General features: G+C 71.9%; 8 protein-coding genes and 4 pseudogenes. 7 read left to right on the top strand and 5 right to left on the bottom strand.

All coding sequences use genetic code 11. The features are described from left to right. Window positions 1-319: 319 nt before the first annotated feature. Window positions 320-499: pseudogene (locus tag OHA98_RS19395) on the bottom strand (transposase); the annotation flags it as partial. Window positions 500-755: 256 nt separating this feature from the next. Between OHA98_RS19395 and OHA98_RS19390 the strand changes: the two are divergent. After that, window positions 756-1,289: pseudogene (locus OHA98_RS19390) on the top strand (serine hydrolase); the annotation flags it as partial. 38 nt (window positions 1,290-1,327) lie between these two features. Here the strand turns inward: OHA98_RS19390 and OHA98_RS19385 are convergent. The 3 genes and pseudogenes from OHA98_RS19385 to OHA98_RS19375 all read right to left on the bottom strand — a co-directional run. Further along, a pseudogene (locus tag OHA98_RS19385) lies at window positions 1,328-1,456 on the bottom strand (IS3 family transposase); the annotation flags it as partial. Between the two features lie 59 nt (window positions 1,457-1,515). Next, a pseudogene (locus OHA98_RS19380) lies at window positions 1,516-1,743 on the bottom strand (hypothetical protein); the annotation flags it as partial. A gap of 132 nt (window positions 1,744-1,875) precedes the next feature. Then, the gene (locus OHA98_RS19375; protein WP_266927438.1) at window positions 1,876-5,163 is read right to left on the bottom strand and encodes a right-handed parallel beta-helix repeat-containing protein; all 3,288 of its coding nucleotides are present in this window, start codon (window positions 5,161-5,163) and stop codon (window positions 1,876-1,878) included. A 74-nt stretch (window positions 5,164-5,237) separates the two neighbouring features. On the opposite strand from OHA98_RS19375, the gene OHA98_RS19370 reads away from it, so the two are divergent. Beyond that, window positions 5,238-6,419: a S8 family serine peptidase gene (locus tag OHA98_RS19370; protein ID WP_266927436.1), complete on the top strand. Its 1,182-nt coding sequence runs from the start codon at window positions 5,238-5,240 to the stop codon at window positions 6,417-6,419. Between the two features lie 86 nt (window positions 6,420-6,505). On the opposite strand, the gene eccCa is transcribed toward OHA98_RS19370, so the two are convergent. Next, on the bottom strand, window positions 6,506-10,477 hold the full coding sequence (gene eccCa / locus OHA98_RS19365; RefSeq protein ID WP_266927434.1) for a type VII secretion protein EccCa: 3,972 nt from the start codon (window positions 10,475-10,477) through the stop codon (window positions 6,506-6,508). Window positions 10,478-10,949: 472 nt separating this feature from the next. On the opposite strand from eccCa, the gene eccD reads away from it, so the two are divergent. The 5 genes from eccD to OHA98_RS19340 all read left to right on the top strand — a co-directional run bounded on the left by eccD (window position 10,950) and on the right by OHA98_RS19340 (window position 15,315). Next, window positions 10,950-12,350 (top strand): type VII secretion integral membrane protein EccD, encoded by a 1,401-nt coding sequence (gene eccD / locus OHA98_RS19360; protein WP_266927433.1) that lies wholly within the window; start codon window positions 10,950-10,952, stop codon window positions 12,348-12,350. A 49-nt stretch (window positions 12,351-12,399) separates the two neighbouring features. Beyond that, window positions 12,400-13,938 (top strand): type VII secretion protein EccB, encoded by a 1,539-nt coding sequence (eccB, locus tag OHA98_RS19355; protein WP_266927432.1) that lies wholly within the window; start codon window positions 12,400-12,402, stop codon window positions 13,936-13,938. Window positions 13,939-14,016: 78 nt separating this feature from the next. After that, window positions 14,017-14,358 (top strand): hypothetical protein, encoded by a 342-nt coding sequence (locus tag OHA98_RS19350; RefSeq protein WP_266927430.1) that lies wholly within the window; start codon window positions 14,017-14,019, stop codon window positions 14,356-14,358. Window positions 14,359-14,429: 71 nt separating this feature from the next. Then, window positions 14,430-14,750 (top strand): WXG100 family type VII secretion target, encoded by a 321-nt coding sequence (locus tag OHA98_RS19345; RefSeq protein ID WP_266927429.1) that lies wholly within the window; start codon window positions 14,430-14,432, stop codon window positions 14,748-14,750. A 64-nt stretch (window positions 14,751-14,814) separates the two neighbouring features. Continuing rightward, the gene (locus tag OHA98_RS19340; RefSeq protein WP_266927427.1) at window positions 14,815-15,315 is read left to right on the top strand and encodes a type VII secretion system-associated protein; all 501 of its coding nucleotides are present in this window, start codon (window positions 14,815-14,817) and stop codon (window positions 15,313-15,315) included. The last annotated feature ends 53 nt before the right edge of the window (window positions 15,316-15,368 follow it).

The following is a 15,368-nucleotide window of genomic DNA, read 5'->3' as shown; positions in this document are numbered from 1 at the left end:
GAGTCAGACGGGCTGGAGGCCGGCGGTCACGAGGCTGCGGATCACCTGTGCGCGTGAGGTGCCCGCTGCCGCGGCCCGTGCGTCCAGAGCGGCCAAGCTGGTCCTCGACGGCGTGGCCGCCGGCGCCGAGGACCCACCGGGCAGCCGGGGCGTCTCCGTGGCTGCCCCGAGCACGCCACGGGCCCGGAGCTCGTCGAGGTCGGGGATCCGGACACCGGGAAACACATCGACGAGATCGGCCTGGGAGGCCCGGACACTGCGCGCGGGATCCTCGGGGCCGGGCCAAGCATGCGGCGGGCGGTCACCCGGCCATCGGTATGGGCAAAGCCCGCCAAGAACACCCGCTGACCAGCACATAGACGATCGCCGCGAACAACGTCTCATCAGGCGTGTCCTGCGTCCCACCGCCCTGCGGCCGCACCCCCGACGGCGGGGTCAGAGGCCTCGCGATCTCCCACAGCCCGTCCGGAACAATCCAACTCCACGTCCCCTGCCCCATGTTGGACAGTGCTACCCAGCCTCACCACATAGGACACTGTCCAAGGCGACGGCCTGGTCGATGGTCCGGAGCCAGTCGTCATCGCTCATGCTGCCGTGGCTCCGCGGCGGCCCTGAGGCGGCGTAGCAGAGCGAATGGCAGGAAAGCTGGCAGCGGCCGGTGATCTCCAGTGACAAGAAACCGCAGCCTGGTGGGGGGCCTCGCGGGCGATCGTCATGCCGCGATCGTAGGGCGCGGGCCATCAACCCGTCCTGTGATGTGGCCAATTCGGCTGAAAGGAGCCCTTCCCCACGCTCGGACCGGGACCGGCTCGTCGTGCGCCCCAAGGCGGAGCACACTGCGGCCCTCCCCCGGGTCCCGCCTCGGCTGCGCAGATTCGACCCCTACGCCGACTTCGACGCCGGAGCCCCGGACTCAGTGGTACGGAGCCTCGACTCCTTCACCACAGGCAACCCTGGCAGGGAGGAAGGAATACTCCAACCTGGGCTACGCCCTCCCGGGCGCCGCCCTCGCCTCCGCAGCGCGAGCGTCTTACGAAGAGCTGCTGCGCGAGCACGTACTCGCGCCCCTGTACCTCACCGCGATCACCTCGAAACCACCGCCGGACAGCCGGCTGTCCGGGCGTGGATTCCTGGGACGAACCCGGCGCCCCTGGACCATGAACGGCGCGCTCCTGCCCACCGGAGGACTGTGGGGCAGCCCACGCGACACCGCCCACCTCGTCACCGGACTGCTCGTCGAACGCCGCCTGGGCGACCCTGCACCCTCCTGGCAGACGACCGGCCGACTGCGCTGGCACGACGGCGCCACCCGGGGCACTTGCTTCGTGTTCGGGGCCTGGGCGGTGAAGTCGCGGCCGATCAGGTCCGGCGCCTTGACGGTTGCGGAGTCAGGGACGGTGGTGCGGTGCCGGCCGCGCAACCGGACCCCTTCGATACCGGACGCCCGCAGAATCCGGCGACACGCTGGTGGTTGACCGCCTCCCCGCTGGTCGCGCGGAGCTCGGTGGTGAGGCGCGGGGCTCCGTAGGTGCCGTCCGAATCGAGACGCACGGCCTGTATTCGGGTGGCCAGGCGGGCGTCGGCCACCTGCCGGGCGGCCCGGTCCCTGGTCGTCCGACGCCAGTAGCAGAAGCCCGAGCGGGCGGTGCCGAGGATGGTGCACAGCCGCCTCACGCCGTAACGGCTGCGCAGGATCTCGCGTTCCTCCTCGGCCGGCACCACCCTGACGCCAGGGGTTGGCATGGTCGCCCCCGCATCGGAAGCACCCCGGCCTATGCGGGACGGAACGGCTCCTTCAGCTCGCTCCGGATCCCGCTCGGACCGGAGCCGGACCTCAGTACTCCCCGTTTCCCGCCCAGCCTCCCTGAGCGCCGCTCAGATGCCCTCCCCCGCCGTCGGCAGATCCTCCGGCAAAAGAGTGCGCAGGTCGTCCAGGCCGGGTCGGGTGACAGCGGTGAGGCGGCGGGCCTGGCTGGTGACCATCGTCTCCAGCAACTGGCGGGCCAGCCGGGCGTTGCCGAAGGTGCGTCCGCGCGGGGTCATGTCGATCCGGGCGCGCAGCGCCTCCAGGGTGGGGGCGGGGCAGGTGTAGCCGCTTTCCTCGGCATGCCGTCCCAGGATGGTGAGCAGTTCGTCGGTGGTGTAGTCCTCGAACTCCACGAACCGGGTGAAACGCGAGGACAGGCCGGGGTTGGAGGACAGGAAACCGCGCATCTCCTCGGTATAACCCGCGACGATCACCACCACTTCGTCCCGGTGGTCCTCCATCAGCTTCAGCAGGGTGTCCACCGCCTCCCTGCCGAAATCGTTCGAGGAACCGCCCGAGGTGAGGGTGTACGCCTCGTCGATGAACAGGACGCCACCCACGGCGCTCTGGAAGACCTCTTTGGTGAGCTGAGCGGTGTGCCCGACATACCGGCCGACCAGGTCCGCCCGGGCCACCTCCACCAGTTGGCCGCGGGACAGGACGCCCAGCGAGGCCAGCAGGCCCGCGTAGAACCGGGCCACCGTGGTCTTGCCGGTACCGGGGGAGCCGGAGAAGACCAGGTGCCGGCTGATGCGGGGCACGGGCAGGCCCGCGGCCTCCCGCTGTTTGGCGGTGGTGAGCAGGCTGACCAGATCGGTGACCTCGCGCTTCACGGCGCGCAGTCCCACCATGCCGTCCAGCTTCGCCAGCATCGCCTCCCGGTCCTCGGCATCCGTCCGCGGGGCCGTCGCGGATTCGCTGACGTCCTCCGGCAGCAGCAGTGTCAGGTCCCGCTCGGCCGGTTCGTCCATCGCGGCCAGCCGAAACGCCTGGCGGTCGACCATCTCCTCGAACACCCGGCGCGCGGCACGGCCGTTGCCGAAGGCGGCGCCGCGCTCCATGGCCTCGAAATGCGCGGCGAGCACCCGGGGGGTGTCGGGGTCCAGCTCGTACCGGTGGGAGCGGCACATGCCTTCGGTGATCGTCACCAGCTCGTCGACCGAGTAGTTGCCGAATTCGATGGTGCGGGTGAAGCGTGAAGCCAGACCGGGGTTGGAGGAGAGGAAGCCGTCCATCTCAACGGAGTAGCCGGCGGCGATGACCGCCACATCCTCGCGGTGATCCTCCATCAGCTTCAGCAGGGTCTCCACCGCTTCCCGGCCGAAGTCGTTCGAGGAACCGCCCGAGGTGAGGGTGTACGCCTCGTCGATGAACAGGACGCCACCGATCGCCCTCTTGAACGCCTCCGTCGTCTTGATCGCCGTACCGCCGATCACCTGCGCCACCAGGTCGGCGCGGGAGACCTCCACCAGGTGGCCCTTCTGCAGCACGCCGAGCTGCGCCAGGATCGAGCCGTAGAGCCGGGCCACGGTGGTCTTGCCGGTGCCGGGCGGCCCCGCGAAGACCAGGTGGCGGCTCATCGACGGCACCGGCAAACCCAGCCGCTTGCGTCGCTGCGCCAGTTGGTTGAGGTTCACCAGCGTACGCACCTGGTGTTTGACGCCGTCCAGGCCTATCAGCGACTCCAGCTCCCGCAGCGGGTCCTGCGGACCGTCGTCCTGCCCGCCCTGCTCGTCGCCGGTCGCCGCGTCCACTCCCCAGGCGTCCGGGGCCCCGTTCTCCGCGCTGTTCAGCTCCAGCACTTCGAGCCGGTCCCCGGCCCGGGTCTGGGTCAGGCCGGCGCCCCGGTTGCCGCGCGTCGTGCAGCCGTGGACCGTCACCGGCTCCGCGGTGTCCACCCGGACGCCGTCGCCGACGCTGCCGGACACCTCGCAGGACCGCAGCTCCGCGCGGGCTCCTGCGGCCAGCAGCACGCCGTGCGCTCCGGCCCCGGAGATCCGTACCCGGGTCAGTGTCGCCTCCCCGCCATCCTCCACCAGCACTCCGGAAGAGGCGCAGCCCTCCACCTCGGTGTCGCGGACCGTGGCCATGCCCTCCCGGCCCACCGAGACGGCGGCGTCGCCGCAGGCGCGCAGGGCGCAGTCGTCGAACTGGACCTGCGCCCCGTCGGCGACGCGCACTCCTGCCTGGGCCGCCCGTTCCACTATGCAGAACTCCAGCCGCCCGCGCGCGTCGTCACCCGCCTCCACGCCGTGCCGCCCGGCCCCGCTGATCAGGGTCCGGCGCAGTAGCGGTTTGGCCTGCGAGCGGATGGAGACTCCGCTGCCGCGCGGGGCGACGACCTCAAGGCGGTCGAATTCGGCGCTGGAGCACTCGGTGAGCTGCACCGCCGCCTCCGTATCGGCGCAGTCCCGCACCGTCGTACGCAGGAAGGCCGGCGAGCCGACGTCGGTGACGCGGATCGCCGCCCCGGCCGCCGAGTCGAACGCGCAGTCCTCGAAGGTGCCCCGGGACCGGTCGGCGACCAGCAGGCCCTGTCCCTTGGTACGGGTGGTGGTGCACCGGCGCAGCAGCGGGTCGGCGCCTGCCGACAGGGCGATGCCCGGCCCCGAGGTGCCGGAGACCGTGACGTCCTCCAGGACCGGACGGGCGGAGCTGGTCAGGTGGATGCCGACCTTGCTGTCGCGGACGGTGGTGTGCAGCACGCGGGTGGTGCTGTTGCCCTCCAGTGCCAGGGCCGGCTTGTCGGTGCCGCTGATGTCGCAGGACTCGATGATGCCCTGCGCCTCCCCGTTGGCCAGCACGCCGTTGCCGCGGGCGTCGCGAATACGGCAGTCGCGCAGCGTGGAGCCCGCCTTCTCGCTGAGTACGACGGCCGAGGAGCCGAGATTCTCCAGCACACAGTCCTCGATGACGCTCGGTGTCGTGGAGGTGTCCACGATCCCGGCGCCCTCCCGGTTGGTGATCCGGCAGCCGCGCATCGCCAGCGACCCGGTCTGCCGGGCGAGCACCGCCGTCCAGCCCGAGCCGATCACTGTGCATCGGTCCAGTGCGACCTGGCCGCGCGGCGCGTCCACCACCGCGACGTCCTCGCTGCCGCCCCGCAGCACGAGGTCGGTGAGGAGGACCGCGTCCGCGACCAGCGTGACCGCGGTGCCGCGTCGCGGGCAGATCTCCACCGACCCCGGATCTCCCTCGCCCACGATCGTGACCCGGGTACGCACGGTGAGGTTCTCGGCGTACCGGCCGGGACCGACCTGGACGACCGCGCCCATCCGTGCCGCGGCCAGCGCCTCGCCAATGGTCCGGAACTCGTCCGAATCTCCCTGACCCACCGTCAGTACTTGCCGTGACACGCTTGCCCCTCCTGTGTCCTGCGCGGGCCCGGGGTCCGTCCGGTCCCCTCCGCACTTCGCTTAGCATGTGCCCCATGCCGTATGACCGTTGCCGTCGTGTCATGACTCTCGTGGCGGTCGCTGCGACAGCCGCCCTGTTGTCGGCCCCGCCCGCCGTCGCCGACGGCGGCGAGCCGGTGAGCCTGCCCCCGCTGCGCCTGCGGATGTCCGCCGAGGACTCCTGTGCGACCGCCTCGGCAAAGACCGCGCTGATGAGCCCCTGGACCCACCGGGCTCTTCAGCTCTCCCGCTCCTGGCAGCTCAGCCGGGGCGCCGGTGTCACGGTAGCCGTCGTGGACACCGGGGTCGGAGCCCGGGTGCCCGCGCTGGCCGGCCGGGTCACCGCGGTGGGCGGGGCCGGTGAGGACTGTGTGGGGCACGGCAGCTTCGCCGCCGGGCTGATCGCCGCCGCGCCCACCGGACGGTCCACCGTCACGGGCGTCGCCCCCGGGGCGCGGATCCTCGCGGTGCGCGGCACCGACACCTGGGGCGTCCCGGACGCCGGGCTGATTGCGCACGGCATCCGCACCGCCGTGGACAAGGGCGCCGGGGTCGTCTACGTCGGCCAGGTGCTCGACGCCGGCCACAGGGGACTCGCCGCCGCGGTGGCGCATGCGAGCGAGAAGGACGTGCTCGTCGTGGCGCCCGCCGTGCCGGATGTCGCTCCCGAGGGTGCTGACGGCCGGCCTGACACCCGGGCCCGCCCCTACTGGCCGGCCCGGCTGCCCGGGGTGCTGTCGGTGGTCGACCACGGTCCCGACGGCGGCCGGCCCAAGGATGCGCCCGCCGCTCTCTCGCCCGACCTGTCCGCCCCCGGCGGGGCCGTGGTCGGCATCGGTGCGCGCGGCTCGGGCCATTTCATCGGTTCCGGCTCCTCGCTCGCCGCCGCGCATGTCGCGGGGGCGGCGGCGCTGCTGCGCGCCTACCACCCGGAGCTGGACGCCGCCGCGACAGCGCGCCGCCTGACCGAGGCCGCCTATCCCGACCACACCCCTCGGCTCGACGTCTACGCCGGGCTGACCGCGCTCCTGGCGGACCAGCGGGCGCCGGCCGAGAAGGACGCCGAGCCCGCGGTGCTCCCCCGATCCGCCGCCGAGGGGCCCCGGGTCCGCGCCCTGCTGGTCGGGGGCGGCGCCCTGGCGCTGGTACTGCTGGTGGGCGCCGCGATGGTCGTCGTCCCGCGCGGCAAGGCGCGCGGCTGGCGCCCGGGGACCTAGGACGGGCCGGCCGCGCACCGAGCCCCGTACCGGCACGGCCTTCGAGGTCCGTGCCGGGCGGCGAGTTCCGCGCGGGGCGCGGGATGTCACGGGGCCCCCTGGTCGGCCAACGCCGTCTGGATGTCGATGCTCTTGCGGCGTGTGATCCGCGTTCCGCGGCCGGGGATCAGGTTGCGGCCCTTGACATTGCCGAACACGAAGCCCTCCGTGGGCGGGCAGGACAACAGGATGCCCGGGGTGTTGACCTCCAGCATGCGGCGCAGCAGCGGATCGTTCAGGCCGCGTCCCGCGCCCGCCGCCGAGCGGGCCACCACCAGGTGCATCCCCACCTCGTAGCCCAGCGCCAGATGATCCATCAGCGGGCCGAACGGCTGGTTCAGGGGGCCGCCGCCGCCGACCATGTCGTAGTCGTCGACGAGGACGAACAGCCGCGGACCGGTCCACCAGTCGCACTGCCGCATCCGGGACGGGGCGATGTCCGCGCCCGGCACCCGGGTCCTGACCGCCCGTGCCGCACCGTCCACCAGTTCTTTGAGGGCGTCCAGTGACACCGCGTGCCCGAGGCGGTAGGCGTCCGGCACGGCCTCCACCAGCTCGCGCCGGTAGTCGACCACCATGATCCGTGCCTCGGCGGGGGTGTAGCGCTCGGTGATCGCCTTCGCGGCCAGCCGCAGCAGGTTGGTCTTGCCGCTCTCGGTGTCCCCGACGACGATCAGGTGCGGGGTCGCCGAGAAGTCGTGCCACAGCGTGCCCATGGTCTCCTCCTCGACGCCCAGCGGGATCCGCAGGGCGTCGTCCCCGGCGGGAGGCAGTTCGGAGGCGGGCAACAGCGTGGGCAGCATCCGCACCGGCGGCGCCGGCGGACCGGGCCAGTGTTCGCTCACCCGGGCCACCAGGTCGGCCACGCCGTCGGAGAGGTCTCCGGCGCCGGCGCGCCCGTCCACCCGGGGCAGCGCCGCCAGGTAGTGCAGTTTGGAGTCGCGGGTCAGGCCCCGGCCCGGTACCCGCGGCACCGTGGCCGCCTTGCGGACGTCGATCATGGAGTCCATCGGATCGCCCATCCGCAGCTCCAGCCGGGTCCCCGTCTGGTCGCGCACCGCCGCGGTCAGCTCCACCCAGCGGGAGGTGGTGATCAGCAGGTGGATGCCGTAGTTCAGGCCCCGGGCGGCCAGCGCGTTGAAGGTGCTGAGGTACTGGTCGTAGTCCTGGCGGACCGTGGACCAGCCGTCGACGGCCAGGAACACGTCGCCGTGCGCCTCGTCGGGGAACTCCCCGGCCGCCCGTCTCCGCCGGTAGGTCGGCATCGAGTCGATGCCCTGTTCGAGGAAGAACCGCTCGCGGTGCGCCAGAACCGCGGTGACCTCGGCCATGACCCGGCCCACCCGCTCCTTGTCCATTCGCGCGGCCACTCCGCCGACATGCGGCAGCCCGGCCAGCGCGGCCAGTGTGCCGCCGCCGAAGTCCAGACAGTAGAACTGCACCTCGCGCGGTGTGTGGGTGAGGGCCAGCGCACTGATCAGGGTGCGCAGCAGCGTGGACTTGCCGCTCTGCGGGCCGCCCGCGATGCCCGCGTGGCCCCCGGCGGCCGACAGGTCCACGATCAGCGGGTCGCGGCGCTGATCGAAAGGCCGGTCCACGATGCCCACCGGTGCCTTGAGCTGTCCGCGCAGCTCCATGTTGGTCAGCCCGTACTCGGGGTGCGGAGCCAGTGGGCCCAGCGTCTCATCCAGGGCGGACGGTTCGGTCAGTGGCGGCAGCCACACCTGGTGGGCGGGCGGCCCGGCGTCCCGCATCCGTTCCACGGCGACCGCCAGCAGCGACTGGCTCTCTTCCTCCGGCCTTTCGGGCTCGACCTCCTCGGGCGGCAGTTCGGGGATCTGCCGGGGCACCACCCAGGCGGATGTCCACGGCACCACCTGGCTCGCCACCCGCGCCTGGTGCTCCGAGCCGCTGCGCCGCCGGTAGGGCCCGGAGACGTACGCGGCGCGGAACCGGGTCAGCGCCTCCACGCCCGTCTTGATGAAACCGCTGCCCGGTGTCGGCGGCAGTTCATAGGCGTCCGGTACGCCCAGCACGCCGCGGCTCTCCATCGCCGAGAAGGTCCGCAGACCGATCCGGTACGACAGATGTGACTCCAGCTGGTGCATCCGGCCCTCGTCCAGGCGCTGCGAGGCGAGCAGCAGGTGCACCCCGAGGCTGCGACCGAGCCGTCCGATCATCACGAACAGCTCCATGAACTCGCGGTGCGAAGCGAGCAGTTCACTGAACTCGTCGACCACCACGAACAGGCTGGGCAGCGGGGTCAGCGGGGCCCCGTCCGTTCGCGCCTTCTCGTACTCCAGTGCCGAGCTGTAGTTGCCCGCGGACCGCAGCAGCTCCTGCCGGCGAATCAGCTCGCCGTGCAGCGCGTCCTGCATACGGGCGACCAGTTCCACCTCGTCCGCCAGGTTGGTGATCACCGCCGAGGTGTGCGGGAGTTCGTCCAGGCCCAGAAAGGTCGCGCCGCCCTTGAAGTCGACCAGGACGAAGTTCAGCGTCTCCGAGGAATTGGTGAGCGCCAGGGCCAGCACCAGGGTGCGCAGCAGTTCGCTCTTGCCCGAGCCGGTGGCGCCGATGAGCATCCCGTGCGGGCCGGTGCCGCCCTGCGCCGACTCCTTGATGTCCAGCTCCACCGGTGTCCCGCCGGGGCCCACCGCGATCGGCACCCGCAGCCGTTCGGAGCGGTTGCGCCGCCTCCACAGCGAGGCCGGTTCATGGCGGTGCAGGTCGGCGATGCCCAGCAGCGCGGTCAGTTCGGTGTCGGCGGCCATCGGCTCGCTCGCCTCCCGCCCCACGCCCATCCGGTACGGCGCCAGCCGCTTGGCGAGCGAGACTGCGGCCGGCACGGCCATCGTGTCCGGCTGCCCCAGCAGAACCAGTTGTTCCTTGCGTTCCCGGTCGGTGCGCACCAGCCGCAGCGTCTCATCGGTCACGTCGAGGCGGAGCGTCGACCGGCCCGGCCGCCAGGTCAGCGCGGAGTCCAGGTCCAGCAGCACGGTGTTGCGAAAGCCCGGCCCGTCCGCCCGGTGTCCGCCCGGAAGCGTCACCCCGTCGAGCACGACCACCACATACGGCTCCTCCCGGCCGGCCCGGGCCTCCGGATCGAAGGGGGGCCGCTCGGCGAACTCCGGGCCGAGCAGCTCGTCCAGCTCGTTCACCGAGGTGACCACCATGCGTACCGCGCCCGCGCCGTCGGACTCCGCCCGGTGCAGGTTGTGCGGCAGCCACTTCACCCACTCCCAGTCCGCGCGCCGGTCGTCGGCCGCGCACACCGCGATCCACACATCCTCCGGGGAGTGCACCACGGCGAGCTGCGCCACCATCGCCCGGGCCAGCCCGCGAATCCGCTCCTGGTCACCGCGGAACAGCACCCGTGCCCAGGTCCGCAGGTACACCGCGATCGGCTGCCGGGGCACGGTGGAGTACGCGCGGGTGAAGCTGCGCAGCGCGTGGGCGCTCAGCGGCTCCAGGTCCTCCACCGGCTTGGTGGAGAGCGGGGCCAGTTTCAGGCCCAGTTTCTGGTCGCCCACCGCGACCCGCACCTCACCGAAGTCCTCGTCGGCCGGGCGTCGTTCCCACAGCCGGCTGGTGCCCACCAGCGACCACAGGGTGGATGGTGCCGGATGCCGCCAGGCCAGCGCCCGCTGCTGCTCCGCGACGGCCGTGCGCGCTTTGCGCCGCACCTGGCGCAGATAGCGCAGGTAGTCCCGCCGCTCGCCGTTCAGCCGCTGCTTGCGCTCGCTGCTGCGGCGCACGTATTGACCCAGCACCATCGCGGCGGCGGAGACCGCCATCATGCCGAGGGCCAGGTAGATGAACACCCCGCTGCGAGAACCGCCCGGGCGCATGTACATCAGCACCATGGAGACCGACATCAGCGCCATCGGGAGGTAGTTCCACACCGCCGAGCTGTCCGGGGTGACCTCCGGCAGTACGGGCGGCTCCTGGAGGCTCAACTCCCCGTCCGGCATGTCGGGTCCACGTCTGCGGGCGGGCCGGCGGAAAAGGACGGTACTCAACGAGCGCTCTCCTTCCGGGCGCCGCGGTGACGGCACGGGCGGGACTCGACGATGGACGCGACGCCGTCCGGGCTCCGCGCGAATCGGCGAACAGGCGTACAAAACAAATGAACTTGGACGGACCGCGACGAAGTATGCGCACCGCCGCACCCGGCCCCGGGGAGCGGAACCCACCGGCCATCGGCAGTCTACGATCCATCTGACGGTTCACCCGTACGGACCCTTGCTGACCCGTGCGGGACCGTACGGATCCGAGCGAGCTCAAAACGGGCTTGCGCAGGCTCATATGGGCCCGCGCGAGCTCCTGGTGATCCACGCGAGCCCGTACGGATCCACGCCGGCTCACGCGGGCCGGTGCGAGAAGGATGAACCGGTTCAGCCCAGCAGTGTGCGGCCCCGTCCACGCACACGTCGCACGATCGACCGACCCGCCGGAGCCTGACGGAGTCTCCCGACGAAGCGTGAGTTACTCATGACCGACAGCACCATGTCCGAACTGTGCCGCGTCACCGTGCGCGCTCCGGCCAAGTCCATCGATCTCGCGGTCCCCGCCCACGTCCCAGTCGCCGACCTGCTGCCGATCCTGGTCCGGTACGCCGGTGACGACCTGGCCGAACAGGGCCTGGAGCACGGTGGTTGGGTGCTCCAGCGGCTCGGGGACCGGCCGCTCGACGAGGACGCCAGCCTGGAGTCGCTCGGCGTGGTCGACGGCGAGACCCTCCACCTGAGGCCGCACACCGACGCCCTGCCCGAGGTCGCTCTGGACGACATCGTCGAAGGCGTTGCCCAGACCATGGAGACTCAGCCGTTCGCCTGGAGCGCCCCGGCCTCCCGCCGGGTTCTGCTGGGCCTGGTGGTGCTCACCCTGGCCGCCGGGCTCACCGTCCTCGCCTGGCCCGGTCCCTCGGGCGGGCTGCGCGCCCTGGCCGCCTCGGCCACCGGGCTGCTGCTCCTGGGCGGTGCGGCGTCCGCCAGCCGCGCGGTCGGCGACGCGGAGGCGGGCGCCGCCCTCGGCTTCGCCGCCGTCCCGTACGCCGCGCTGGCCGGCTGGCTGCTGCCCGGTGGTGCCCTCGGCGGGCCGGACCAGTGGGAGGTGCTGGGGGCCCGGCTGCTGGCGGCGGGGGCCGCCGCGGCGGGTGGGGCGATGCTCGCCGTCGCCGCCGTCGCCGCGTTCGCCGCGCTGTTCCTGGCTCTGGTGGTGGTGGCCGCCGTCGGGGTCCTCGCCGGGGCCCTGATGATGACCACGGATCTGGGGCCCGGGCACGTGGCCGGTCTGATCGCCCTGGCGGCCGTGATTCTCGGGGCGTTCGTGCCGTCGATGTCGTTCCGGCTCTCCGGGCTGCGGATGCCGCCGCTGCCCTCCAACGCCGAGCAGCTCCAGGAGGGCATCGAGCCGCACTCGCCGTCCTCGGTGGCCGCCCGTACGGTGAGCGCCGACGGCTGGATGACCGGCCTGTACGCCGCCACCGCCCTCATCTGCGCGGCCTGCCTGTTCGGCCTGGCTCACCGGTTCACCCTGCCCACCGTGCTCATGGCCGGCGCCCTGTCACTGCTGCTGCTCCTGCACAGCCGGGCCCTGGGCAACATCCTGCAGCGGCTCTCGCTGGTCGCGGCCGGGGTCTGGGGCGGGGCACTGCTGATCCACGGCGCGGCGGCGCACGCCTCCGGGGCCGAACGGCTGCTGCTGGTCGCCGGGCTCGCCGCGGTCGCCGCCGCCCTCGCCATCACCTCGTGGACCGTTCCCGGCAGGCGCCTGGTGCCGTACTGGGGCAGGGCGGGCGAGATCCTGCACTCCGCCATGGCCATCAGTCTGCTCCCGCTGGCCCTGTGGGTGCTCGGCGTCTACGGCCTGCTGCGGGCCATGAACGGCTGACCGCCCCCGGCCCACCCACGGACCGCCGACCCGAAGGACCGACCCACCCATGCAGAACAAGCGCGACCAGGTCCAGGCCCACATGTTCCTCATGAGCCGCCTGACCTCGGGCATACTCCGCTCCGACCCGGACGCCCCGGAGAGCCCTCAGGGCCGTACCAACCGCGGGATCGCCATCGGCGTCATCGTCGCCGTTCTGGTGGCGGTCGGGGCCTTCATCGTCGGGCTGGTCAGCCCCGGCAAGCAGAACTCCTGGCAAACCTCCGGCGGCCTCATAGTCGACAAGGGCACCGGCGCCCGGTACCTCTATCTGGACGGGCGGCTGCGACCGGTGCGCAACTACACCTCAGCCAAGCTGATCGGCGGCGCCAAGCTCACCACCACCACCGTGAGCACCATCTCCCTCAAGGGCACCCCGCGCGGCACCCCGGTCGGGATCGAGGGCGCCCCCGACGAACTTCCCGCTGCGGGCGACCTGTCCCGGGCGCCCTGGCAGGTGTGTGTCACCGAGGCTCCGCGCTCCGGCTCCACCAGGACGGTGACCACACTCGCCGTGGGCCTGGACAGCGACGGCGCCACCCTGGGCCGTACACAGGCCCTGCTGGTGGCCGGACCCGACGGCCGCGACTATCTGATCTGGCAGGGCAGCCGCCTGCGCATCGACCGCGACTCCCCCGCCGGTGAAGCCCTGGGCTACGCCTCCGTGCGCCCTGTGCCGGTCTCCGCGGCCTTCCTCAACGCCCTGCCCGCCGGGCCCGATCTCGCGGCGCCCGTCATCGAGGGGGCAGGCGGCGCAGGACCGAAGCTGGACGGCCGTCCCACCAGGGTGGGACAGCTCTTCACCCTCGCCGTGCCGGGTGCCGGGGAGCGCCACTATGTGCTGCGCGCCGATGGACTGGCCCCCCTCACCGCCACGGAACTCGCCCTGCTGCTGGCCGATCCGCGCACCCGCGCCAAGGCCTACGACGGCGCCACGCCGGCCTCCGCCGTCCTGACCTCCGACGCCCTGCAGGGCCGGCTGGCGCCCGGCACCGGCCGCCGGGGAGCGGAGACCGCGCCCGGCCGGGCACCGGAGGTCCCGCCGAAGGCGGTGAGCGTCCCCCGGCACCACGCTCCGTGCGCCCTGGTCACCCCCGACGGCAAGGGCACCCGGTTCGGCGTCGCCCTGGCCCCCACTGCCGGCCTCGGACCGATCGCCCAGCACGCCGCGGGCGTGGCGGCCGCCGCCTGCCTGCCCGTCGACCGCGTCGCCGTACGGCCGGGGCGCGGCTCCCTGGTACGGCTGGTGGGCGCGGGCGGGGGCGAACTCGGCGGCACGATCTACCTGGTCACCGAGACCGGGGTGAAGTACCGCCTGGCCACCGCGGCCGCGGTGGAGGCCCTCGGCTACAAGGACGTCACCCCCGGCCGGATGCCCGCGCTGATGCTGGCCATGCTGCCTTCCGGACCCGACCTGCACCCCGAGGCCGCCGAGGCGGGCCGGGCCTCGGTCACCGCCCCGCGCTGCACCGCACAGCCTTCCGGCGACGGCGCCGAAGCCGGGGATCGTCCGAAGTCCGGGGCGCAGGACAAGGAGAAAACAAGGTGACGGCAAGAAAACAAGGCCGGAGTGCAATCCGGGCTTCCTAGCATCGGCGTTCCCGGACCGAACGATGGAGGGTGCGAGATGGCAACGAACGGAATGCAGCAGTCCGACGAGTCCGCGACCCGGAACGGCATCCAGGCACTGGAGATGGCCTTCACCGGCATCACCAAGTGCAGCCAGGACGTGCAGAACACCAAGAACAACCTCATGTCCCACTACAAGGGCAGTGATGGCAAGGCGTTCGTGGACCTCGTCACCGCCTGGGAGGAGAAGGCCGAGGTCATCATGGTCAACGTCCAGGACATGATCGAGACGCTGAACCACACCCTCGCCGAGCACGGCAAGCAGCAGGGCTCCGCGGTCGACTCGATCAACCAGGAGTACGCCCGGTCCGACTCCGTCTTCGACGCGCTGCGCGGCTGACCGGCCGGCCCTTCCCATATCCGCCCATCCCCCTTTCCCTCCCCAGCACCCACGCGAGACGAGGACAGGACATGACCGACTTCTCCGACGGCTACATCTACGTCGACTACTCGCACATGAGCAACGCCGCGGACGACATGATCAGCCAGACCAAGGCGATCGACAGCATCCTCACCAACCTTGACGCGGAGCTGAACGAGCTGAAGAACTCCTGGATCGGTGACGACAAGGACGTGTACGCCCAGAAGCAGCAGGTCTGGAACAGTGCGGTCCAGGCGATGGAGGAGCTGCTCACCAAGCACTCCCTGCTGCTGACCAGCGTCTCGGAGAACTACCAGTACAGCGAGCGGTCCCTGACCCAGATGTGGGACTCGGTGAAGATCGGTCGCTGACCCGGACCGCGGGCCACCGCTCTGCGGCCCGCAGTGCACCACCCCGACCACCAGGAGACGCGCCATGGCGGAAGACCCGAACGCGAAGACCGGCAAGCTCAGCATGGACAAGGGGGGCCTGCAGGCGTTCCAGCGCGACCGCGTCGAGCCGTTCCAGGAGCAGTTGCGCAAGATCGCGCTGGACGACCCGACGTTCGGGCCCTCCATGGGCAAGCTCATCGGGGCCGCGGACCTGTCCGGCAAGCGCGACTTCGACACCTACGGCGCCTCACGGCCGCTGATGCTCGGGCCGATGCTGAAGGAGGAGCACCTGCACGGCAAGGGCCTCGCGCTCAACCAGGCGATCGGCAAGTCGGCCGAGCGGCTCACCAAGATCTACGAGGAGCAGACCGGGCTCTTCAAGGACATCGTCGACAACCTCGAATCAAGCATCGAGACGCTGTTCAGCACCCAGTCGGGCAACTTGACCGGTATCGACGGCCAGGACTTCCTGGATGTCTTCGAGGACGTGGAGTCCCGACTGACCGGTGGTCAGAGCGGCGGGGGCAAAGACAAGGACAAGTGATCCGCGGCCACGCCTTACCGCGGTTCCCGAACGCCCCCGTTCCCGCCGGCCCG

The organism is Streptomyces sp. NBC_00654 (genome assembly GCF_026341775.1).
Classification (GTDB): domain Bacteria; phylum Actinomycetota; class Actinomycetes; order Streptomycetales; family Streptomycetaceae; genus Streptomyces.
The sequence above is the reverse complement of the archived record's forward strand: the minus strand, read 5'-3'. Positions and strand labels throughout refer to the sequence as shown.